Genomic DNA, 22273 nt, shown 5'->3' on the forward strand with positions numbered 1-22273 from the left:
CCGGACGAGTCGTCCGCATCTGTCGGGAGGATCGAAAAGCGTGTCTGTACCCGCGTCCACCAGCTCACAAAGGAATGTTGTCTTCGTCGACGGCATCCGCACTCCGTTCGGCAAAGCAGGCCCCAAGGGCATGTACGCCGACACTCGCGCAGACGACCTGGTCGTCAAGGCAATCCGCGAACTCCTTCGCAAGAACCCCAACCTCCCTCCCGAGCGCATCGACGAGGTCGCCATCGCCGCGACCACGCAGACCGGTGACCAGGGGCTGACCATCGGCCGCACGTCCGCCCTGCTCGCCGGACTCCCCCGCAGCGTCCCCGGATTCGCCATCGACCGGATGTGCGCCGGCGCGATGACCTCGGTGACCACCACGGGTTCGGGTATCGGCTTCGGCCAGTACGACGTCGTCATCGCCGGTGGCGTCGAGCACATGGGCCGCCACCCGATGGGTGAGGGTGTCGATCCCAACCCGCGCTTCCTCGCCGACAAACTCGTCGATCCCAGTGCTCTCGTGATGGGCAACACCGCCGAGAACCTGCACGACCGGTTCCCGAGCATCACCAAGGACCGCACCGACGCCTACGCCGTCGCCAGCCAGAACAAGTACGACGCGGCGAAGAAGGCCGGCTACATCGCCGACACCCTCGTCCCCGTCGCCACCAAGTCCGCCGCAGGGTGGGGCCTGGCCACCGAGGACGAGCCGCCTCGCCCCGGCACCACCGTCGAAGACCTCGCCAAGCTCAAGACGCCGTTCCGTCCTGCCGGTCGCGTCACCGCAGGCAACGCCGCGGGACTCAACGACGGTGCCACCGCCGCGATCCTCGCCGGCGAGGACACCGCACACGAGCTCGGCCTGAACATCGGCATGCGGATGGTCGGCTTCAGCTTCGCCGGCGTCGACCCGGCCGTCATGGGCATCGGCCCGGTTCCCGCCACCGAAAAGCTGCTCGGCCGAACAGGATTGAGCATCGAAGACATCGGCCTGTTCGAGATCAACGAGGCATTCGCCATCCAGGTGCTTGCCTTCCTCGAGCACTACGGCATCGCCGACGACGATCCCCGCGTCAACCAGTGGGGAGGTGCCATCGCGTGTGGCCACCCCCTCGCGTCCTCGGGCGTCCGACTGATGACCCAGCTGAGCCGCCAGTTCGCCCAGCAACCCGACGTCCGCTACGGCCTGACGACCATGTGCATCGGTCTCGGCATGGGCGGCACCGTCATCTGGGAGAACCCCAACCACGCTGACTACTCAGGAGCGAAGGCATGAGCGACATCACCACAGCGTTCACCGACGAGGTAGTCACGAACGCATTCACCAAGATCGTGTCCGTTCCGGGGCTCGAGGGCTCGATCGCCCTCGTCACGCTCGACAACGGCTTCGATCACACGAAGCCGTCGACCTTCGGTCCCGGCGGACTGGCCAAGTTCGACGCCGCACTGGACGAGGCCTTCGCAGCGAACCCGGTGGCCATCGCCGTCACCGGCAAGCCGTTCATCTTCGCCGTCGGTGCCGACCTCAACGGCGTGCCGAACATCGAGACCAAGGACGAGGCGCTGCAGATCGGGCAGCTCGGACACAAGGTGTTCCGTCGCCTGCGCGAGTCCACGATTCCGACGTTCGCCTTCATCAACGGTGCCGCTCTCGGCGGTGGCCTCGAAGTGGGACTGCACTCGCACTACCGGACCGTTGCGGAGAATGCCGCCGCGCTCGGCCTGCCCGAGGCCTTCCTCGGGCTGGTACCGGGATGGGGCGGAACCCAGTTGCTGCCCAACATCATCGGAGCATCCAATGCCGTGACCGTGGTGATCGAGAATGCACTGAACCAGAACCGCGTCCTCAAGCCGCAGCAGGCACTCGACCTCGGCATCGCCGACGCCCTCTTCGGCGGAGCCGACTTCCTCGAGCAGTCCCTCGCGTGGGCTGCTCAGGTGATCAAGGGCGAGATCGTTCCGAACCGTCCCGAGATCGACCGCGGACAGGCCTGGGACGACGCCATCGCCCGCGCCAAGGGCATAGTCGCGGGCAAGACCAACAATTTCGCCCCCGGCCCCGTCGCCGCTGTCGAACTGCTCGAGCTCGCCAAGAACACCGACATCACCGACTCGGCCTCGCTCGACACGGCCTTCGCCGCCGAGGACGAGGCCCTGTCGACCCTCTTGGTCAAGGACGAGCTCCGCGCCGGGCTGTATGCCTTCGATCTGGTGCAGAAGCGCGCGAAGCGGCCTGCCGGTGCACCCGACAAGTCGTTGGCGCGCAAGATCTCCGGTGTCGGCATCGTCGGTGCCGGTTTGATGGCCAGCCAGCTCGCGTTGCTGTTCGTACGCCAACTGAAGGTGCCGGTGATCCTCACCGACATCGATCAGGAGCGCATCGACAAGGGTGTCGGCTACGTCCACGGTGAGATCGACAAGCTGCTCGGCAAGAAGCGCCTGTCCCCCGACGCCGCAAATCGGTTGAAGGCGTTGGTTTCCGGCTCGATCGACAAGTCCGCGTTCGCGAACACCGACTTCGTCATCGAGGCAGTCTTCGAGAACCTCGACGTCAAGAAGAAGGTGTTCGCCGAGGTCGAGGAATTCGTCTCTGCCGAAACGATTCTCGCGACCAACACCTCTTCGTTGTCGATCACGAAGATGGCTGCCGATCTGAAGCACCCCGAGCGGGTTGTCGGCTTCCACTTCTTCAACCCCGTGGCCGTTCTTCCGCTGCTCGAGGTCGTCAAGGGCGAGAAGACCGACGACGCCACTCTCGCAACGGCATTCGCGACAGCCAAGACACTGAAGAAGTCGGCTGTGTTGTCGGCGGATCTCCCCGGATTCGTCTTCAACCGTCTCGTCACCCGTGCGTCCAACGAGATCATCAGTGCGATCGACGAGGGCACGCCGTTCGATGTCGCCGACGGCGCTGTGGGCGAGCTCGGCATGCCGATGAGCCCGTTGACCCTGCTGGCTCTCGTCGGCCCGGCGGTCGCTCTGCACACCGCAGAAACTCTCGGCGAGGCATACCCGGAGCGGTTCAAGGACTCCCCCGGATTCCGTGCACTCGTCGAGGCGAAGAAGCCGGGCGTGTGGACCTACGGCCCCGAGGGCCAGGTCGTCGATCCCGAGGTGGCTGCACTGTGGCCACAGGGAGATTCACCGTCCACTGCCGAGCAGGTACTCGAACGCACCCGCAATGCATTCGCCGACGAGATCCGGATCATGCTCGACGAAGGCGTCGTCGCGGCTGCCGAGGACATCGACCTCTGCCTGCTCCTCGGCGGGGGCTTCGGATTCTGGAACGGCGGCATCACCCCGTATCTGGACCGCAGCGGTGCATCCGAGGCCGCAACCGGTCAGCGATTCCTGGCTCCGGGCGTAGCCAGCGTCTAGCACTGCCCACCGAGTTCGAGGTTGTGGATGGATTTCTCCGGATTTCCGTCCATAACCTCGATCTCGGCAGCCATCCTGGAATGCCGACAATCGAGTTCGTCTAGTTTCGAACCCGATGACCACGCAGACAGAACATGATGCAGCCGCCGACCGAGACCACCTGATCCGAGTCGGCTATCGCATGTTGGGTTCGTACAGCGAGGCCGAGGATGCAGTTCAGGAAGCTTTCGTTCGGTGGTATCGACTCAGCGAATCCGAGCGCGCCGCAATCGATGTCCCGTTGGCGTGGATGACCCGTGTCGTCAGTCGCATCTGCCTCGATGTGTTGGGATCTGCGCGCGCACGCCGTGAGCACTATGTCGGTCAATGGCTGCCGGAACCCGTTCCCGGCCGCGACACATCGCTGCCGTCTCCCGACCCCGCCGACCGAGTCGCTCAGGACGATTCGGTGAGCCTGGCGCTGCTGATAGTGATGGACGCTCTTGGTCCGGCCGAACGGGTCGCGTTCGTGCTGCACGACGTGTTCGCGTTGCCGTTCGACCAGATCGCACTCACGCTGGACCGTTCCCCTGCCGCCTGTCGTCAACTCGCATCCGCCGCGCGCAAGCACGTGCGGACTCGGCACGCCGGCGAGAGCGACCCGGCAGAGCACGACCGACTCGTTCGCGCGTTCGCCGCAGCGTCGGGTAGCGGAACGATCGCAGCGCTCACCGCAGTTCTTGCCCCCGAGGTTTCGCTGGTCAGCGACGGTGGCGGAAAGGTCAGCGCCGCACGCAATCCGGTTCTCGGCTCCGACCGGGTCGCGCGATTCATCCGCGGCATCACCGCGAAGTCCACCGAACTCGACGGGTCGATCGAGCCGGTGAACGGAGCGTCCGGCATCGTCTTTCGGCGCGCCGGTGCCGTCTTCGCCGTTGTCGGTTTCCATATCGCGGGCGGCGTCGTGGCGAATGTATGGATCGTGCTCAATCCGGACAAGCTCAGGCACTGGGATGGAACACGCAGACAATTCCGTGGGCTACGTCGTCAATAGATCATGAAGCCGAAACCCAAGAGCTTGATCGTGTGCGTATCGGGTCCACACGGAAACACCCGGAAGATCGCCGAGGCCATCGCCGCTGTGCTCGACGCCGAGGTCACGGCACCGGACCTGGTAGACCCCACTCGCATCGCGGAGTTCGACCTGGTCGGATTCGGGTCTGGTATCTACATGGGCAAACATCACCACCAACTCCTCTCGCTCGTGACGACCTTGCCGACTGTGAACCGCCACAGGGCATTCGTATTCGCGACCAGCGGATTCGCCGATTCTCCGCTGAATCGATTCTCCCGCTCTCTCACGGTCCCGCTGAACAGCAAGGGCTTCGAGATTTCGGATGCCTTCTCGTGCCGAGCGAAAGACACCTTCTTGCCTTTCGCTCTCGTCGGTGGAATCCGAAAGGGACATCCGGACGATGCCGATCTGCGGCGCGCTCGACTGTTCGCCGAGCAGTTGCGAACAACGCAGGAGAGCCGGACTTCGATCGGGGATGTGCAATGAAGTTAGCCGTGGCCGGTGGAACAGGAACTGTCGGAGTGCATGTCGTCGAAGTGGCTCGGGAACGCGGACACGACGTGGTCGTGCTGTCCCGATCAGCGGGTGTGGATCTGGTCGGCGGCTCAGGACTGTCCGCCGCATTGTCCGGCGTCGACGCGGTGGTGGACGTCGCGTCGACTCGGACAGTATCGGCGAAGGACTCGACGGCGTTCTTCGGCGCAGTCACCCGCAACCTACTGGCGGCCGAGACCGAGGCCGGTGTCGGTCATCACCTGGCGCTGTCCATCGTGGGAATCGACCGAGCCCCGCATGCGTACTACGCCGGGAAGGTAGAGCAGGAAAAGATCATTCGCGCCGGAACCGTGCCGTGGACGATTCTTCGAGCCACTCAGTTCCACGAGTTCGCCGGCCAGATTCGCGCACAGATGTCGTTCGGTCCGGTGAGCATCATCCCGAAGATGGTCTCGCAACCTATTTCCGCACGCGAGGTTGCCGAGCGACTGATCGACCTGGCGGAGCAGTCCCCGGCCGGCCGAGTCGCAGACCTCGGTGGACCACGCGAGGAACGCATGGCCGAGATGGTGCGGCGCTATGCACGGGCTATCGGTGCGCGAGGCCTGGTGCTCGAGATTCCGATTCCCGGCGCATACGGTCGCGCAATGCGAGACGGAACGCTGGTCACCACAACCGATTCGGATCACGGTGGGCAGACCTTCGATCAATGGTTGGCCACGCAAGCCCAGTGATCGTGCCGACGACACGCGGAATATCGGACAATTCACCCTTGCCGTAGGCCGAAACCAACCCGAGTCGAAATGGACGTCCATTTCGCTCCCATGTCTCGGGCGCGAGGACGATGATGGCGAACGACCACCATGGACGCTGGTTCACCTCGAAAGCTGGGTCATGCGATGACGCAATCAACCGATCGGTACACCGCCAAAGTTATCGGAGTCACCATTGCCGCTGCCGTCGGTGGCTTCTTGTTCGGGTTCGACTCGTCCGTTGTCAACGGCGCGGTCGATTCCATCCAGGAAAACTTCGCTCTGTCGTCGTTCGTCACCGGCTTCGCGGTGGCAATCGCGCTTCTCGGCTGTGCGGTCGGTGCTTGGTTCGCCGGCCGGCTCGCCGACAGCTGGGGCCGCAAGAAGGTGATGCTGCTCGGTTCTGCACTGTTCACCATCTCGTCCGTGGGCTCCGGGTTCGCCTTCAGCGTCCCGGATCTGATGCTCTGGCGAGTGCTCGGCGGACTTGGCATCGGCATCGCGTCGGTGATCGCACCCGCCTACATCTCGGAAATCGCGCCTGCTCGCTATCGCGGCGGGTTGGCATCGTTGCAACAGCTGGCGATCACCGTCGGCATCTTCGCCGCTCTCCTCTCGGACGCGGTACTGCAGAACGCGGCCGGCGGGCCATCGAACGATCTGTGGTTCGGTCTCGAAGCCTGGCGATGGATGTTTCTCGTCGGCGTGGCACCCGCTCTCGTCTACGGCTTTCTCGCCACCCTGATTCCGGAGTCACCGAGATATCTCGTCGGAAAACACCTCGACGAGGAAGCGGCGCGCATTCTCGGCGAGATCTCCGGAGAAGTGAACCCGAACGAGCGAGTCAAAGAAATTCGGTTGACCCTGCGTCGGGAGTCGAAGTCATCGTTCGGCGACATTCGCGGACCGAAATTCGGTTTGCAACCGATCGTGTGGGTCGGCATCACAATGGCAATCCTGCAGCAGTTGGTCGGAATCAATGCGATCTTCTACTACTCGACCACTCTGTGGAAGTCCGTAGGATTCAGCGAGAACCAGTCTTTCGTCACCTCGGTCATCACCTCCGTCATCAACGTCTCGATGACATTCGTCGCGATCTTGTTCGTCGATCGATTCGGACGTCGAAATCTGCTCATGATCGGCTCGATCGGAATGTTCGTCGGCCTGATACTCGCGGCCGTCTCGTTCACTCAGGCAGTGGGCAGTGGCGACCAGCTGGAGTTGCCGTCACCATGGGGTCCTGTCGCCCTGGTGGGTGCCAACCTGTTCGTCGTCTTCTTTGCCGCTACCTGGGGACCGATCATGTGGGTGATGCTCGGAGAAATGTTCCCCAACCGTATGCGTGCGGTCGCACTCGGCATCAGTACCGCGGCGAACTGGATTGCGAATTTCGCCATCACTCTTGCATTCCCGCCACTGTCGGACACCATAGGTCTCGGATTCATCTATTCGTTCTTCGCGTTCTTTGCGATCCTGTCGTTCTTCTTCGTCAAGTACAAGATCAGGGAGACCAAGGGAATGGAGCTCGAGGACATGGTGAACTGACATGCCGATGTTCGTCGTCGAATACGCGTACTCACCCGAAACATCCTCCGGCCGTGACGATCACCGGACCGATCATCGCGCGTGGTTGCGTGAACTGGAGCGTCGCAAGATCCTGCGATCGTCCAGCCCGCTGGCCGACCACACCGGCGCAACCATGATCGTCGAAGGTGTGGACAAGGAAAGTGTGGAACGCATGTTCGCACACGATCCGTTCGCCACGGCCCATCTGATCGAACAGGTTCGAGTCAGCGAGTGGGCGACGGGCGCTTAGCCCGTCGCCGGAGATCAGAGACTCTTCACCCAGTCCGAGACCCGCTGCACTACGTCCTCGCACGTGAGGCCGAGTTCGTGGTGCAGCTGCTCACGCGACGCGTGATCCAAGAATCGTTGTGGCACACCGAGATCGCGACACGGTGTATCGACGCCTGCAGCGCGCAACGCGGCCGACAGAGTCGAGCCGATTCCGCCGTGCACACCGCTGTCCTCGATGGTCACCACCAACCTGTAGTCCTCGGCCAACTTCAGCAAGGACTCGGGGATCGGGAGTACCCAGCGCGGATCGACAACGGCCACCGAGATGCCGTCGTGCCGCAGTTTCTTCGCAGCATCGAGAGCGAGTGAACCGAACACACCGACCGCGACGATCAGGACATCGCCCGTCGCATCGGCAGGCTCGGCCAACACGTCGACTATTCCGTCCAGTCGGCGCACGGCCGCGACGGACTCGGTGACGGCCCCCTTCGGGAACCGCAGTGCAGTGGGTCCGTCGGACGTCGCGATCGCCTCGGCCAGCTCTTCGCGCAGTGTCTCGGCGTCTCGCGGTGCTGCCACTTTCATGCCGGGGACGATGCCGAGCAGAGACATGTCCCACATGCCGTTGTGGCTGGCACCGTCGGCACCGGTCACGCCCGCACGGTCCAGGACCACGGTGACGGGCAGTCCGAGCAAGGCCACGTCCATGAGCAGCTGATCGAAGGCCCGGTTCAGGAAGGTCGAGTAGATCGCGACCACCGGGTGCATTCCGCCGAGGGCGAGCCCGGCGGCCGACGTCATTGCATGCTGCTCGGCAATACCCACATCGAACAGGCGGTCCGGGAAGCGAAGACCGAACGCAGCGAGGCCGGTGGGCGCGGCCATCGCCGCGGTGATCGCAACGACATCCTCGTTCCGCTCGCCCTGTTCTATCAAGGCCGCCGAAAACACCGAGGTCCAGTCCGGTGCCGACTTCGACCGAGCGAGTCCGGTCGCTGGATCGATGACTCCAGTGGCGTGCATCTGATCGGCGACATCGTTCTCGGCGTGGACGTAGCCCATGCCCTTACGCGTCACCGCGTGAACGATGACCGGTCCGCCGTAGGCCTTGGCTCGGCGCAATGCCGACTCCATCGCGTGCTGATCGTGTCCATCGACAGGCCCCAGGTATTTGATGCCGAGATCGGTGAACATCACCTGTGGACTGATGGCGTCTTTCACGCCCGCCTTCATACCGTGGAGCATCCGGTAGGCGGTGGGCCCCACGACGGGGATCTTGCGCACGATGCGGCGCCCGTTGTCCAGAATCTTCTCGTACTCGGGCTGGAGCCGCAGGGCTGCCAGATGATCGGCAAGGCCGCCGATGGTGGGGGCGTACGAGCGCCCGTTGTCGTTGACGACGATGACCAAGGAGCGGTTGCGCCCGGCCGCGATGTTGTTCAGCGCTTCCCAGCACATACCTCCGGTGAGCGCACCGTCACCGACGACGGCGACGACGTGCCGATCGGTCTCGCCCTTGAGCGCGAATGCCTTGGCCAAGCCGTCGGCGTAGGACAACGAGGCCGACGCGTGCGAAGACTCCACCCAATCGTGTTCGCTCTCGACCCGGGACGGATAGCCCGAGAGGCCGCCCTGCTTGCGCAGCGTGTCGAACAAGCCGGTGCGTCCGGTCAGCATCTTGTGGACGTAGGCCTGGTGACCGGTATCGAAGATGACGGGATCGCGCGGCGACTCGAAGATCCGGTGGATTGCCAACGTCAGCTCCACCACGCCCAGATTGGGCCCGAGGTGGCCACCCGTGGCGGACACCTTCTCCACGAGAAATGCACGGATCTCGCGAGCCAGCTCGGCCAGCTCGGTGCTACCGAGGTCACGCAAGTCCTCGGGCGTCTGAATTCGCGCTAGGACACCCAACGAGATCGCTCCCTCCGGCCGGAAAAACACTGGACAATTCAGTCTACGGAGTCGTTGTCCCCGCGCCGCTCCGCCCAGCGTGGTGTCGGTGACACTACCGTCGAACACCGAGTTGCCCCGGATGAGCCGCCCCTAACCTCGACGGTGACCGACAGGACACCACACATACAGTGTCGACCATGAGCAACGTCGTCGATGCCATCCTGTGCCGCGTTCACGAATTGTGCCGAGACGACACGACCGGGCAGGTGGCGGACTACATTCCAGAGCTTGCCGCTGTCACGCCGGACGGCTTCGGAATAGCACTGACGACCGCCGACGGGTACGTCTACGAGGTCGGCGACACTCGACTACCCTTCACGATCCAATCGATCTCCAAGCCGTTCACCTACGCGCTGGCTCTGGCCGATCGAGGACTCGATGCCGTCGCGAACAAGATCGATATCGAGCCGTCCGGCGAGCCGTTCAACGAGATCAGCCTCGACCCCATCACCGAGCGGCCGCGCAACCCGATGATCAACGCTGGTGCGATCACGTCGGCGTCACTCATCGCCGGCCGCTCTCCGCAGGATCGATTCGAGCGAATCCGGGCCTCCTACTCACGATATGCAGGCAGGTCTCTGACCTTCAACGACGCCGTCTACCGTTCGGAGGCGCGCACCGGCAACCGGAACCGCGCGATCGGCTACATGCTCCGCTCGTTCGACATCATCGAACACGACCCGGACGCCGCAGTCGATCTGTACTTTCGCCAGTGCTCGATAGACGTCACCGCGGCGGACCTTGCCATGATGGCGGCAACCATGGCCAACAACGGTGTCAATCCGCGCACCCGAGAACGCGCTCTGGCACCTGCTCTGGTCGAACGAGTGTTGTCGGTGATGACCACATGCGGGATGTACGACGGCGCAGGCGACTGGGTCGCACAGGTGGGAATGCCGGCCAAGAGCGGAGTCGGTGGCGGGATTCTTGCCGTACTACCGGGTCAGATGGGGATCGCCGTCTACTCGCCGCGGCTCGATTCCCATGGAAACAGCGTGCGCGGGGTCGCTGCCTGCCGAGAACTCTCGAGCCGGCTCGAACTGCACTTCCTCCACGTCACACGAGCGGCCAAGTCCTCGATCCGGCGTCGATACGTGCTCACCGAGGCACCGTCACGCAAAAGGCGATCCGACGTCGAACAGGCCACCCTGGCCGCGGTGGGAGACCGCGCACGAGTGTACGAATTGCACGGCGACCTGCTGTTCTCCGGTGCCGAGACCGCAGTCCGTGAGATCGGAAATCTGGATAGAGAGCTGGACGCACTCGTCATCGACGTCCGCGGCGTCGACGAGGTCAGTGCCATCGCTCGCAGCATGTTCGAGGATCTTCGCCGGGATCTGGCCGAACACGGCTGTGTGATGTGTCTGGTGGATCCCCGAACGATCATGGGACACACTGCATCCAGTCTCGACCCGGCCGATCCGGCCGGTCGGGTCTATTCGAGCCTGGGGTCGGCCATCCAATGGGCCGAGAACCTTCTGCTCGATCGACATTGCGCAGGCCTTCGACAGCCAACCGAGATCACCGCAGCCGAGCACCCGTTGCTCGCAGGACTCTCGGCCGCCCAGTACGAGGCGGTGAGCCCCTATCTCGAGAAACGTCACTACGCGCGCGGAGACATCATCGTCCATCACGGCGACGCGGCCGCAGGCCTGTTTATGATGCTGCGTGGAGAGGTGACGTCGACCACAGTGTCGGCCGACGGCGGTACGCATCGAATCACGACTCTGTCGCCCGGGATGAGCTTCGGCGAAATGCCGCTACTGATGGCAGTGCCGTTTCTGCTCGACATGGTGGCAGACACACCGGTCGACCTCGTGGTGGTGTCGGTACCGCACTTCGAGGCGCTGACTCGCGACGCGCCCGAGGTCAAGCTTGCTCTCCTGGAAAATCTGGCCACCGGCGCGTACAGCCAGATGGCCGCGGTGATCAGAACGCTCGGGCGGTTCGACATCGGTATCTGACACCGATGACCGAACCGCCCGAGGCAATCGTGAATCCGTCAGGCACCCAACGTCAGCATCGTGAGCACCTCGGTGGGCTGCGGCGACCCGCCCGCGGGCTCGAGGGAGAACGCGAAGTTGGTCGATGCGCCGAGGCCGTCGACCACCGTGCCCGATTCCGACGTGAGCTGATCCTCGGTCACGACGCCGGCCGATCGAGGCGAACCCTCGACGAACCACATCTGATAGACGCGGCCTGGCGGCGGCTGCGGAACCCCATCGAGAGAAACCACGACAGCGTTCTGCGACAGCGAGTACGCGACCGTTGCCGAACCGCCACCGGGGAACTCGGCCGAGGTCCGACGTGCATCGGGTGCAGCGACGATCTGGTCGGCCTGCGACGGCTGTGGATCGTTACCCATCGTCTGCGTGACGACCACCACTCCGCCGACGGCGACGATGACTGCGGCAGCGGCCGACATCACCGAGTAGCGCCAGGACTTCGAGCGCTCGCGCCGATGCCGGTGCAGCGGAGTCACATTCGGAGGTAGCAACCGAACCGTTGGCTCCTGATCGCTCGAGGCCACCCGATCGAGTACCGCCCGGCGAAGTCGATCCGGAGCAGGCGTCGCGTCGACCGCTGCGGCCAACGCGAGAGTCTCGTGGATCTCGGTCACGAGGACGTCGAACTGAGCGCGCGCGGTGTCGTCCACGCGTAGCCGTTCGGTCTCTATGTCGCGTCGCTCGGATTCGGTCGTCGAGTGAAGGGCGTAGACCTCGGCGTCGTCGAGCAGGCGTTGCCGTGACGATTCGCTCATTGCGGGATCACCCCCAGGCATGTCTTCAATTTGATCAATCCGTCTCGTATGCGCGATTTGATGGTAGGAACGGCGACCCCGAGCCGCTCCGCAACTTCGCGATAGGTGTAACCGCTGTAGTAAGCCATTCGTACCGACTCGCTCTGCGTATCGGTCAAGGTTTCGAGACAGGCCACCACGGCCTCCGATTCGAGTCTCTGAGTCACCGTCTCGAGTACTTCGTCGTGCTCGGGCGTGTGGCTCACTGCGCCGTACGCCGCCTCACGGTCGGTACCCGACTGCTCGCTGCGAACACGATCGACGGCCCGGCGGTGAGCCAGCGTCATGATCCAGGCGAGCGGACTCCCCTGGTTCGGGTCGTAATTCGGTGCTGCGCGCCATATCTGGAGGAACACCTCCTGCGCGGTCTCCTCGCTGTATCCCGGGTCACGAAGCACTCGCAGCACCATGCCGTAGACGCGAGCGGACGTGGCGTCGTACAGCTCGGCGAATGCGGCTCGGTCGCCCTGTGCCACCGATGCCATGAGCCGACGAAGTCGGTCGGTCTCTTCGGCACGCAAATTCTTCAACTGTGGACTGGGAACAGCGCAGACTGCACTGTCGTCCGTGTAGCCCTCGGCAGAGTCGGGCGCCCGGTCACGGCCGGCATCCGACGATCCGGACAACGGCGTGCTCATCGAAAGGTCGTCCCAACAGACGGGTTCATGATCGAGTTCATCGAACACGACACTAGTGGTCATAGTGCTCTCATATCGAAACCTCCGCGTTTTCCCGCCGCGGTACATATTCGGAACAAACCGGCCGGAGGATGGTTCGGGTTCACAAATTCGTTTGCACCGAACTGGACCGCGGTTCATCCTTGGTGGAGAATCGGACAATCGTGGGTAATCGGGCGAGCGGCCCACTGGAGGAATCGAGAGACATGGCGGCCATCGAGACACACGGTCTTCTCAAGCGATTCGGGTCCGACGTCGCTGTCGACGGCGTCGATCTGTCCATCCCGTCCGGTGGGGTCTACGGCGTCCTCGGACCCAATGGTGCAGGCAAGACCACCACCATCCGAATGCTCGCCACCCTGCTCCCGATCGACGGGGGTACCGCACGCGTGTTGGGGCACGACGTGGCGAGCGAACCCGAGGCCGTCCGGCAAAAAGTCGCTCTGACAGGCCAATTCGCGTCGTTGGACGAGGATCTGACCGGTACGGAAAATCTGGTTCTGCTTGCACGATTGCTCGGCTACTCACGGCCCGCTGCCCGGTCGCGAGCCGAGCAGTTGCTCGCCGCGTTCGACATCGCCGACGCCGGGCCGAGGCAGGTCAAGACCTACTCCGGCGGAATGCGCCGACGTATCGACATCGCCGCCAGCATCATCGTCACTCCCGAGCTGATCTTCCTGGACGAACCCACCACCGGACTCGATCCGCGCAGCCGAAACCACGTGTGGGAGATCATCCGTGCCTTGGTGGCGGGCGGGACGACGGTGCTTCTGACAACCCAGTATCTCGACGAGGCCGATCACTTGGCCGGGCGTGTCGCCGTCATCGACCACGGCAAAGTCATCGCGGAAGGTACGACCGGCGAGTTGAAAGCATCGGTGGGATCGAATTCGCTCCACCTCCGAGTTCTCGACGCGACGCAGCGAACTGCGGCCGCGCGGATCCTGCGAGATCTGCTCGGCGACACCGTCACGGAGGATCCGGATCCATCGACCGTCACGGCGCGTCTCGACAACCCGGCACAGGCCGCGCCCGTGCTGCCGGCACTCGAGACAGCGGGAATCTCGATCGCGTCCTTCACCCTCGGCCAGCCGAGCTTGGACGAGGTGTTCCTGGCGCTGACAGGACATGAGGCGGGAGTGGAGCCTGCCGAAACGACCCATCGGACGGGAGTGGAGCCTGCAGGAACGACCCGGAAATCGAGAGCGGGAGTGAAGCCTGCAGGAGCGACCGACTTGTCCGCATCCGATCGGGAGGTTGCGTCATGACTGCCGAAGCCCAACAGTCGACGCCGCAGGCCTCGACCATCATCGATGTGCTCGGCGCTGCCGGACCTCGTCCCCCGCGGCCGTCGTCGCTGTCCACGTCGTTGAGCTTCGGGTGGCGGGCGCTGCTCAAGATCAAGCATGTGCCCGAGCAACTGTTCGACGTGACGGCCTTCCCGATCATGTTCACGCTGCTGTTCACGTACTTGTTCGGCGGCGCACTGGCCGGGTCGACCGACGCGTACATCCAGTTTCTGCTTCCCGGCATTCTGGTGCAGACCGTGGTGATGATCACGATGTACACGGGTGTGACGATGAACAAGGACATCGAAAAAGGCGTGTTCGATCGTTTTCGTTCGCTGCCCATCTGGCGTCCGTCACCCTTGGTGGGAGCGCTACTCGGAGATGTGGTCCGCTACACACTCGCTTCGGTGATCGTGTTGATTCTGGGCTTGGTCCTCGGGTTCAGACCGCAGGGCGGTCTCGTCGGAGTTGTGGCCTCGATAGCTCTGCTGCTGGTGTTCTCGTTCTGCCTGTCCTGGATCTGGACGATGATCGCCATGATCGTGCGCACCGAGGCCGCAGTGATGGGTGTCTCGATGTTCATCCTGTTCCCGCTGACATTCGCGAGCAACATCTTCGTCGATCCCAACACCATGCCCGGTTGGCTGCGCGCCTTCGTCGACGTCAACCCGGTCAGCTTCTTGGTGACGTCTCTGCGCGGCCTGATGCAGGGCGATGTCGACACCGGGCAGTTGGGTGTGACGCTGGTGCTGTGCGCCGTTCTACTGGCGGTGTTCGGACCGATCACGATGCGGCTGTACAACCGAAAGTCCTAGCGCCGCGGCTCGATACCTCAGCAGCTCTGTACCTCTGCCCGTCAGGACGCTGCGCGCGCTCGATGCCGGCGCACCGCGTCGCGATTGGAACACACCGTTCCGCAGTACCGCTGCGTGCCCGTTCGCGATGTGTCGGCAAAGGCGAGCGAGCAATCGGCCGCGGCGCAGCGAGAGAGGCGGGACATGCCGCGTCCCGTCAGATGCAACGCGGTGCCGACGCTCACCAGAGCCCGGATGACGCCGCCGAGGGCGATATCGGGATCGCGATAGTGCATGTGCCAGCCGTCTCCCGCGTGGTCGGTCAACCTCGGGTACGCCGCCGCTCGAGCCAGCAGGACGTTGAGTGCCTGCGCCCGCTCGTTCTCGGTGTCGGCGTCCACGACACGCGCCCACTGACCCAGGAAGTCGAGTGTGTCGGCCAGATCGACCTCGGTGGCCGTCCAATCGGGAACCAAGCCCGCATCGACGCAGCGCTTGCTCAGTTCGGTCGCCGAGGTGGGCGGAGTATTGAGCAGATCGATGCCCAGCTTCACCGCATATTCGCCGTAAGGGTTGATATGCACAAGACCATTACATCACAGTGGACGTATGCACATCGAACACACCTGGACAACCCATTCCACCCACCACACGAGCGAGGGTCTCGTCGGATACCAGGGCTGCCGGTGCGGGGCCCAACGCATCGTGTCGGTACCCACCGAGAGCTACGCCCCAGTCGCCGAGGTTGCTCGTCGCGCCTGACCGATCACTCCAGGGTGCGCGCCACCTGGGGCACCACGGTGTCGAGGGCGAAGCCGATCGAGAGAACCGAGTTGGTGGCGTAGGACTTTGCGATCACCGGATCGTCGAACACGATGGAACGTCCGTCCGCTACCGCGGGGATCCGTTGAAACAAGGGATTGTCGGTCACGTCCGACGGCGACTTCTCGATCGGAAACACCACGAGTAGATCGGCATCGAGAAGATCGAGCTGTTCCCCCGACACCGGAACCGAAAACCCCTTCGGTACAAGCGCATCGATAGTCGAGCTGGATACGAACCCGAGCTTCTTCATGAACTCGAGTCGACTGTTGGACGAGATGTACGCCCCGAACCCGGTACCGCTGTAGGCACCCACGACCACCGTTTTGCCGGCGAACTCGGGATGGGCAGCAGCAGCGGCTCGAAAACGATCGGAGATTCCGACAAGCAAGGCGTCGCCATCCACCCGTCGGCCGAGAGCGGTCGACACCATGGTGACCTGCTGGTCGAGCGAGGTCAGATAGTTGTCCGACCCCTCGGGTACCCCAACGGTAGGCGCGATAGCCGACAAGGTCGCATATCGCTCGGGGTCACCCGAGCTCTTCGTGTCCAGAATCAGATCCGGTGCCAATGCCGCGACCTGTTCGTAGGACGGCTCCTGGGTACCGATGATCTGCGGCGGTACATCGTAGAGACCGGCCGCCCAGGGGCCGACGCCGTCACCGCCGAACGCCAACCAATCGCTGGCACCGACCGGTGAGACGCCCAGCGCCAGTGCAGTTTCGGCGTCACCCCACCCGAGCGCCACGACGCGCTGCGGTGCACTGTCGATGGTCACCGCGCCGAACTTCGTCTCGACCGTGGCGGGGAACGCCGCTCCGGACCCACCCGACTCGGCCGACGGGTCGGGTGTCTCGCCTGACCCCGAACTACACGATACGACAGCCGAAACAGACAAGACGAGGACAAGGCCGGCGACAATCGCGCTGCGAATTCTCACACCGGAGACGGTACGACACCGGCGCGACCTTCGGTAAGCCAACCCTACTTTCTGACGAAGCGCCCGATGCACTCCACGTGACTGGTCAGGGGAAACGCGTCGAAGGCACGGATGTCGGTGAGCTCGTATCCCGCGGCTCGGTACAGGCTCACATCTCGCGCGAACGACGCCGGATCACAGCCGACGTGCACCACCGAACGCGGACCTCGGGCGGCGAGGGCGTCGATCACGTCGCGTCCGGCTCCCGCGCGAGGTGGATCGAGCACCGCTACCGCCACCGGTTCTGCCAACGCATCCATCGAACGCTCGACGCGTCCCGGCACGAACGAGACCTGCGTGAGGTCGGCCAGCGCCGAACGCCCGTCCTCGGCCGCACGGCGGGAGAATTCGACGCTGGTCACGTGCCCTTCCTGCCCGACTCCGACGGCGAGAGACGCCGCGAACACCCCGACACCGCCGTACAGATCCCACGCACCGTCGCCCGGGGACGCGTCCGCCCATTCCGTCACCACCTCGGTGTAGACCTGGGCAGCACCTCGATGGGCTTGCCAGAAGCCGGTGGCGTCGAGGGTCCAGGCCCTGTCCGAGACGTATTCCGTCACTCGACCCGACCCGATCACAGCTTTCTCCGGTCGCGCCCGAGACGACGCTGCCCGGCGCGCCGATGCCCCGCGGCGACCCGGAGATCTGCGGCCGGTGGTCGAGATCTGAGCCGGAGCGACCTCCACGACGTGCCGCGTACCGGCCCCGTCGAGCACCACTTGTAGTTCTGCACCCGGCCGCCACTGCTGGCCCGAGAGTCCCTCGAAAGCTGCAGAATCCATTTGCGGACAAGATAATTCGTTGACGATCGAGCTACTGCGATAGCGGTGATAGCCGGGCCGCCCACTGGAATCGACGGCAAGTCGCACGCGGGTTCGCCACCCGGTGCCGTCGCCGGTCCCCGGTAGTTCCTCGACGCGCACCTCACGCTCGACTCCGGCGACGCGTCGAAGTTGCTCGGCGACGACGAAGGACTTCAATCGACGACCGGCATCGGCAGTCGCGTGGGAGTAATCGCAGCATCCCGAGCCGCCCGGTCCGGCGATGGGGCACCGCGTGTCCACCCGGTCAGCGGACGCCGAGAGGATCTCCACGGCATCGGCTCGGCAGAACGATCCGCCTCGGTCCTCGGTCACCCGAGCCACCACCCGCTCACCGGGCAGTCCATGACGAACGAACACGACTCGGCCTTCGTGGCGAGCCACGCAGAACCCACCGTGGCCCGGCGCACCGAGTTCGACCTCGAGCAGAAGGCCGAACCAGCTCTCGGTCACTTGCCCGCCGGGGGCTCGTAGCCGCGACGCGACGCACCCGGCGCGTTGCCGAGCACCTCGCGCTTGGCCTTCTCGGACGACCGCAACTGCCAGGGCACGCTGGTGACCATCACTCCCGGTTGGAACAGCAAACGGGACTTCAGTCGCAACGCGCTCTGGTTGTGCAGAACCTGCTCCCACCAGTGGCCAACGACGTACTCGGGGATGAAGACGGTGACGACATCACGCGGTGAGTCGCGCCGAACACGTTTGACGTAGTCCAGAACCGGTTTGGTCACCTCTCGATACGGGGACTCGACGACCTTGAGCGGCACCGATACGTCGCTGGCTTCCCATTCGCGCACCAGCGCGCGGGTGTCGGCCTCATCGACGTTGACGGTCACCGCTTCGAGTGTGTCGGGCCTGGTTGCCCGTGCGTACGCCAACGCCCGCAGCGTCGGCATGTGCAGTTTCGACACCAACACGATCGAGTGCGTTCGGCTGGGCAGCACTCCGTCCCATTCCTCGTTCTCGAGCTCGCGCGCCACGGTGTCGTAGTGCTTCCTGATCATGCGCATCAGGATGAAGATCGCCACCATGGCGACGATCGCAATCCATGCGCCCGCAGCGAACTTGGTGATCAACACGATCACGAGCACCGTTGCCGTCATCGCAAGACCCACACTGTTGACCACGCGCGAGCGCTGCATCTTACGGCGCTGCTCACCGTCGGTCTCGGATCGGAGCAACCGGGTCCAATGTCGGATCATGCCGGTCTGGCTGAGCGTGAAGGAGACGAACACCCCGACGATGTAGAGCTGAATGAGCTTGGTTACCTCGGCACCGAACGCGACGACGAAGACGATGGCAGCTCCGGACAGAAAAAGGATGCCGTTACTGAAGGCAAGACGGTCGCCACGAGTGTGCAGCTGCCTCGGTAGGTACCGGTCCTGGGCCAGAACCGAACCGAGAACGGGAAAACCGTTGAACGCAGTGTTGGCCGCAAGTACCAGAATGAGGGCCGTGACGGTCGTGATGAAGAAGAATCCTACGGGGAATCCACTGAACACCGCCTCCGCGAGCTGCGCGATCAACGTCTTCTGCTGGTACCCGTCCGGCGCGCCGATCAACTGAATATCGGGATCCATGGCGTACTTGATGCCGATCTTCTGTGCGAGCACGATGATGCCCATCAGCAATGTGATGCCGATGGCACCGAGCAGCAACAGTGTGGTCGCGGCGTTACGCGACTTCGGCTTCTCGAATGCGGGCACCCCGTTGCTGATGGCCTCCACCCCGGTCAGCGCCGCACAACCCGACGAGAAGGCGCGCGCGATGAGGAACGCGAACGCAATTCCGTACAGGTGCGAATCCTCTGCCTTCAGGTCGAAGGTTGCCGATTCTGCATGGATGTCGTCGCCGAGCACGTAGACCCGAAACAGGCCGTACGCCAACATCAGGAACATGCCACCCATGAAGGCGTACGTCGGGATCGCGAACGCAGCCCCGGACTCCCGGATGCCCCGCAGATTGATCGAGGTGATGAAGACGATGGCCACCACGGCGAAGAGCACTTTGTGTTGGGCCACGAAGGGCACCGCAGACCCGATGTTCGACGCGGCCGCCGAGATCGACACCGCCACGGTCAGCACATAGTCGACCAGCAGCGCGCTGCCGACCGTCAAACCGGCGGCCGGCCCGAGATTGGTGGTCGCCACCTCGTAGTCACCGCCGCCGGAAGGGTAGGCATGCACGTTCTGCCGGTAGCTGGCCACCACCACGGCCATCACCACGCACACGGCTAGACCGATCCACGGAGTGAACGTCAGCGCCGAAATGCCCGCCACCGACAGCACCAGGAAGATCTCCTCGGGGGCATAGGCCACCGACGACATGGCGTCCGAGGCGAACACCGGCAACGCGATTCGCTTGGGAAGCAACGTATGACCGAGCTTGTCGCTACGGAACGGCTTACCGAGCACTAGCCGCTTGGCGGCAGTCGAGACCTTGGACACGGACAGAAGCGTAGGCCGTCCGCCTGCGGACGTCTCAACCACGCGCCCGAAACTGCGTCGGAGCCCACCCTCGGTCGATCCGGTGACGAATCCCCGATACGTTGGTGCACGCCTGCCCGTAGTGGCAGTGTCGGTCCACAGTGGTCGACAATCGAGATCGGGACGGAGCTGGGCGTTGTACGTAGTTGTGATGGGATGTGGCCGCGTCGGCGCATCGCTGGCCGGTGCGCTCGAACGCATCGGCCACGAGGTAGCGATCATCGATCGCGACGAGGCAGCCTTTCTGCGCCTCGATCCCGACTTCGGTGGACACCGGGTCGTCGGCATGGGATTCGACCGAGATGTGTTGGTGAGTGCGGGGATCGAGAAGGCCGAGGCATTCGCCGCCGTCTCCTCCGGCGACAACTCCAACATCATCTCCGCCCGCGTTGCGCGCGAGACCTTCGGCGTCGACAAAGTGGTGGCGAGAATCTACGACGCCAAACGCGCCGCCGTCTACGAACGCCTCGGTATCCCGACCGTGGCCACGGTCCCCTGGGCGACCGATCGATTTCTGCACAACCTGCTACGTGACGACCCGACCACCAAGTGGCGCGATCCGTCCGGCAGCGTCGCCGTCGTCCTCCTCGACTTCAACGACGCCTGGATCGGCAAGAAGCTCTCGGTCCTCGAAGAGTCGACGCGTTCGCGGGCGGCGTTCGTCATCCGATTCGGCGTCGGGTTGCTACCGGACAAGCGCACCGTGATCCAGGCCGGTGACGAGGTGTACGTCGCCGCCGTCTCGGGCACCGTCGCCGAGGCCATCGCGCTGGCGGGCAACCCACCGCCATCGGACGACTGATGCGCGCCCGCACGTTCCCCACCTCCCCCATCGACCCGAACGGGAAGCCATGAAAGTCGCCATCGCCGGTGCCGGCGCAGTCGGCAGATCCATCGCACGTGAGCTGATCCGCAGCGAACACGACGTGATGCTCCTCGAACGCAAGCTCGACCACGTCGATCAGGCAGCAGTGCCGGAAGCCGAATGGGTGCTGGCCGACGCATGCGAGCTCAGCCTGCTCGAAGCGGCTCATCTCGAAAACTACGACGTGGTGATCGCCGCCACCGGCGACGACAAGGCCAACCTGGTGCTCAGCCTGCTGGCCAAGACCGAATTCGGTGTCGATCGTGTGGTGGCCCGAGTCAACGATCCACGCAACGAGTGGTTGTTCGACTCCGCGTGGGGTGTCGACGTCGCGGTGTCGACGCCGCGCATGCTCGCGTCACTGGTCGAGGAGGCAGTCTCGGTCGGAGACCTCGTGCATCTGATGACGTTCCGCAAAGGCCAGGCCAACCTCGTCGAGATCACGCTGCCCGAGAACACCCCGCTCGCAGGAAAGCCGGTTCGAAAGCTTCAGTTGCCCAGGGACGCTGCGTTGGTGACTATTCTGCGCGGCGGCCGAGTGATCGTGCCACAGCACGACGATCCGCTCGAGGGCGGCGACGAACTACTGTTCGTCGCGGCGAAAGAAGTAGAGAACGAACTACGTGCTGCGGTCGGCCTGATCTGACGGCAGTGTTCCGTCGGTCCGATCCGCACTCGACGCGACTTCCAGCGTGTGATCGGCCCGACGGACGGCCCAGAGCGTGACCAGCAGCGCTACTCCGGTGAGCGGCCAACCCATGCCGATTCGCGCGACGGCCAGCCAGCCGGTCTGATCCGAGTCGTAGAGCTGCGACTGGACGACGTACCGGGCGGCGAACACCGCCGCCCACGCGATCGTCGCCACGTCGTAGAAGCGCACCGCCGATCGGTTGTGGCGCCATGCCGTTCCCTTGCCGTTGAGATAACCCCAGATGACGCCGACCAGCGGCCAGCGAGCGAGTACCGACAACACGAACGCTCCGCCGTAGACCAACGACGTGTAGATGCCGAACAGGAAGTAGCCCTTGGCATCCCCGGTGCGATACGCGATGAACGCGCAGATGCCGACACCGAAGAATCCTGAAATCGCAGGCTGAATGGGACTGCGTTGTACCAGACGCCACACCAGGACCGCAGCGGCCACTCCGAGTGCGGACCACAAGGCAACGGCCAGGCCGAAGTAGCTGTTGGCCGGAACGAAGACGATGACCGGCAACGTGGAATAGACGAGCCCGCTCAGACCGCCGAGCTGTTCGAGAACGGTAGGGGCCACCTTCTCGACACTCTCCGGCGTCGGCGCATCGGTCGCAGGTT

Annotated in this window: 21 protein-coding genes; 13 read left to right on the top strand and 8 right to left on the bottom strand. The window is 64.0% G+C overall.

Annotation, left to right across the window (positions count from 1 at the left end; genetic code table 11):
* The first annotated feature begins 40 nt into the window (after nucleotides 1–40).
* From O4220_RS07590 to O4220_RS07620, 7 genes are all read left to right on the top strand, one after another.
* On the top strand, nucleotides 41–1267 hold the full coding sequence (locus O4220_RS07590; RefSeq protein WP_269603062.1) for a thiolase family protein: 1227 nt from the start codon (nucleotides 41–43) through the stop codon (nucleotides 1265–1267).
* Nucleotides 1264–3369, top strand: coding sequence for a 3-hydroxyacyl-CoA dehydrogenase NAD-binding domain-containing protein (locus O4220_RS07595; protein WP_269603063.1), 2106 nt, complete (start codon nucleotides 1264–1266; stop codon nucleotides 3367–3369). Before O4220_RS07590 ends, O4220_RS07595 begins: the two co-directional genes overlap by 4 nt.
* A 115-nt stretch (nucleotides 3370–3484) precedes the next feature.
* On the top strand, nucleotides 3485–4402 hold the full coding sequence (sigJ, locus tag O4220_RS07600) for an RNA polymerase sigma factor SigJ (protein WP_269603064.1): 918 nt from the start codon (nucleotides 3485–3487) through the stop codon (nucleotides 4400–4402).
* A gap of 3 nt (nucleotides 4403–4405) precedes the next feature.
* A complete protein-coding gene (locus O4220_RS07605; RefSeq protein ID WP_269603065.1) occupies nucleotides 4406–4909 on the top strand; it encodes a flavodoxin family protein in 504 nt (167 codons plus the stop codon).
* Complete coding sequence (locus O4220_RS07610) at nucleotides 4906–5652, top strand: SDR family oxidoreductase (protein WP_269603067.1); 747 nt, start codon at nucleotides 4906–4908, stop codon at nucleotides 5650–5652. Before O4220_RS07605 ends, O4220_RS07610 begins: the two co-directional genes overlap by 4 nt.
* Nucleotides 5653–5817: 165 nt before the next feature.
* Nucleotides 5818–7215, top strand: coding sequence for a sugar porter family MFS transporter (locus tag O4220_RS07615; protein ID WP_269603068.1), 1398 nt, complete (start codon nucleotides 5818–5820; stop codon nucleotides 7213–7215).
* A gap of 1 nt (nucleotide 7216) precedes the next feature.
* Entirely contained in the window at nucleotides 7217–7486 is a 270-nt protein-coding gene (locus O4220_RS07620) for a YciI family protein (protein WP_269603069.1), read from the top strand.
* A gap of 14 nt (nucleotides 7487–7500) precedes the next feature.
* Here the strand turns inward: O4220_RS07620 and dxs are convergent, their stop codons facing one another.
* Entirely contained in the window at nucleotides 7501–9381 is a 1881-nt protein-coding gene (gene dxs / locus O4220_RS07625; protein ID WP_269603070.1) for a 1-deoxy-D-xylulose-5-phosphate synthase, read from the bottom strand.
* Between the two features lie 179 nt (nucleotides 9382–9560).
* Here dxs and glsA point away from each other — a divergent pair, with 179 nt between their 5' ends.
* Entirely contained in the window at nucleotides 9561–11387 is a 1827-nt protein-coding gene (gene glsA / locus O4220_RS07630; protein WP_269603071.1) for a glutaminase A, read from the top strand.
* Nucleotides 11388–11425: 38 nt separating this feature from the next.
* Here glsA and O4220_RS07635 read toward each other — a convergent pair whose 3' ends face one another.
* Together O4220_RS07635 and O4220_RS07640 are read right to left on the bottom strand one after the other, a co-directional pair.
* The gene (locus tag O4220_RS07635) at nucleotides 11426–12184 is read right to left on the bottom strand and encodes an anti-sigma factor (protein ID WP_269603072.1); all 759 of its coding nucleotides are present in this window, start codon (nucleotides 12182–12184) and stop codon (nucleotides 11426–11428) included.
* Entirely contained in the window at nucleotides 12181–12861 is a 681-nt protein-coding gene (locus O4220_RS07640) for a sigma-70 family RNA polymerase sigma factor (RefSeq protein ID WP_420030361.1), read from the bottom strand. Before O4220_RS07640 ends, O4220_RS07635 begins: the two co-directional genes overlap by 4 nt.
* Nucleotides 12862–13106: 245 nt before the next feature.
* On the opposite strand from O4220_RS07640, the gene O4220_RS07645 reads away from it, so the two are divergent.
* Entirely contained in the window at nucleotides 13107–14168 is a 1062-nt protein-coding gene (locus O4220_RS07645) for an ATP-binding cassette domain-containing protein (protein ID WP_269603074.1), read from the top strand.
* On the top strand, nucleotides 14165–15004 hold the full coding sequence (locus tag O4220_RS07650) for an ABC transporter permease (protein WP_037173896.1): 840 nt from the start codon (nucleotides 14165–14167) through the stop codon (nucleotides 15002–15004). The genes O4220_RS07645 and O4220_RS07650 overlap by 4 nt, the downstream gene beginning before the upstream one ends.
* A 41-nt stretch (nucleotides 15005–15045) precedes the next feature.
* Here O4220_RS07650 and O4220_RS07655 read toward each other — a convergent pair whose 3' ends face one another.
* On the bottom strand, nucleotides 15046–15567 hold the full coding sequence (locus O4220_RS07655) for a CGNR zinc finger domain-containing protein (protein ID WP_269603075.1): 522 nt from the start codon (nucleotides 15565–15567) through the stop codon (nucleotides 15046–15048).
* Between the two features lie 25 nt (nucleotides 15568–15592).
* Between O4220_RS07655 and O4220_RS07660 the strand changes: the two genes are divergently transcribed.
* Nucleotides 15593–15745: a hypothetical protein gene (locus tag O4220_RS07660; RefSeq protein WP_269603076.1), complete on the top strand. Its 153-nt coding sequence runs from the start codon at nucleotides 15593–15595 to the stop codon at nucleotides 15743–15745.
* Nucleotides 15746–15749: 4 nt separating this feature from the next.
* Here the strand turns inward: O4220_RS07660 and O4220_RS07665 are convergent, their stop codons facing one another.
* From O4220_RS07665 to O4220_RS07675, 3 genes are read right to left on the bottom strand one after another with little or no spacing between them, the layout of a single operon-like run.
* Complete coding sequence (locus O4220_RS07665; RefSeq protein WP_269603077.1) at nucleotides 15750–16745, bottom strand: iron-siderophore ABC transporter substrate-binding protein; 996 nt, start codon at nucleotides 16743–16745, stop codon at nucleotides 15750–15752.
* Nucleotides 16746–16789: 44 nt separating this feature from the next.
* Entirely contained in the window at nucleotides 16790–18061 is a 1272-nt protein-coding gene (locus O4220_RS07670) for a class I SAM-dependent RNA methyltransferase (RefSeq protein WP_269603078.1), read from the bottom strand.
* Nucleotides 18058–20055, bottom strand: coding sequence for an APC family permease (locus tag O4220_RS07675; protein ID WP_269603079.1), 1998 nt, complete (start codon nucleotides 20053–20055; stop codon nucleotides 18058–18060). The genes O4220_RS07670 and O4220_RS07675 overlap by 4 nt, the downstream gene beginning before the upstream one ends.
* Before the next feature lie 175 nt (nucleotides 20056–20230).
* Between O4220_RS07675 and O4220_RS07680 the strand changes: the two genes are divergently transcribed.
* Entirely contained in the window at nucleotides 20231–20896 is a 666-nt protein-coding gene (locus O4220_RS07680; RefSeq protein WP_269603080.1) for a potassium channel family protein, read from the top strand.
* Nucleotides 20897–20945: 49 nt separating this feature from the next.
* On the top strand, nucleotides 20946–21605 hold the full coding sequence (locus tag O4220_RS07685; RefSeq protein WP_032377739.1) for a potassium channel family protein: 660 nt from the start codon (nucleotides 20946–20948) through the stop codon (nucleotides 21603–21605).
* Here the strand turns inward: O4220_RS07685 and O4220_RS07690 are convergent.
* Nucleotides 21579–22232 carry a DUF3159 domain-containing protein gene (locus tag O4220_RS07690; RefSeq protein ID WP_269603561.1) on the bottom strand — a complete coding sequence of 218 codons (654 nt, stop codon included), beginning with the start codon at nucleotides 22230–22232 and terminating at the stop codon, nucleotides 21579–21581. The genes O4220_RS07685 and O4220_RS07690 overlap by 27 nt on opposite strands.
* Between the last annotated feature and the right edge of the window lie 41 nt (nucleotides 22233–22273).

Origin of the sequence: Rhodococcus ruber, from assembly GCF_027270735.1 — a bacterium.
In the GTDB taxonomy this organism is placed as follows: domain Bacteria; phylum Actinomycetota; class Actinomycetes; order Mycobacteriales; family Mycobacteriaceae; genus Rhodococcoides; species Rhodococcoides rubrum_A.

Bases quoted from the DNA above. Each gene is read 5' to 3' on its own strand.
- O4220_RS07620 (WP_269603069.1), top strand. From the start codon at position 7,217: ATGCCGATGTTCGTCGTCGAATACGCGTACTCACCCGAAACATCCTCC.
- O4220_RS07610 (WP_269603067.1), top strand. From the start codon at position 4,906: ATGAAGTTAGCCGTGGCCGGTGGAACAGGAACTGTCGGAGTGCATGTC.
- O4220_RS07595 (WP_269603063.1), top strand. From the start codon at position 1,264: ATGAGCGACATCACCACAGCGTTCACCGACGAGGTAGTCACGAACGCA.
- O4220_RS07645 (WP_269603074.1), top strand. From the start codon at position 13,107: ATGGCGGCCATCGAGACACACGGTCTTCTCAAGCGATTCGGGTCCGAC.
- O4220_RS07650 (WP_037173896.1), top strand. From the start codon at position 14,165: ATGACTGCCGAAGCCCAACAGTCGACGCCGCAGGCCTCGACCATCATC.
- O4220_RS07615 (WP_269603068.1), top strand. From the start codon at position 5,818: ATGACGCAATCAACCGATCGGTACACCGCCAAAGTTATCGGAGTCACC.
- O4220_RS07635 (WP_269603072.1), bottom strand. From the start codon at position 12,184: ATGAGCGAATCGTCACGGCAACGCCTGCTCGACGACGCCGAGGTCTAC.
- O4220_RS07660 (WP_269603076.1), top strand. From the start codon at position 15,593: ATGCACATCGAACACACCTGGACAACCCATTCCACCCACCACACGAGC.
- sigJ (WP_269603064.1), top strand. From the start codon at position 3,485: ATGACCACGCAGACAGAACATGATGCAGCCGCCGACCGAGACCACCTG.
- O4220_RS07685 (WP_032377739.1), top strand. From the start codon at position 20,946: ATGAAAGTCGCCATCGCCGGTGCCGGCGCAGTCGGCAGATCCATCGCA.
- O4220_RS07605 (WP_269603065.1), top strand. From the start codon at position 4,406: ATGAAGCCGAAACCCAAGAGCTTGATCGTGTGCGTATCGGGTCCACAC.
- O4220_RS07640 (WP_420030361.1), bottom strand. From the start codon at position 12,861: ATGAGCACGCCGTTGTCCGGATCGTCGGATGCCGGCCGTGACCGGGCG.
- glsA (WP_269603071.1), top strand. From the start codon at position 9,561: ATGAGCAACGTCGTCGATGCCATCCTGTGCCGCGTTCACGAATTGTGC.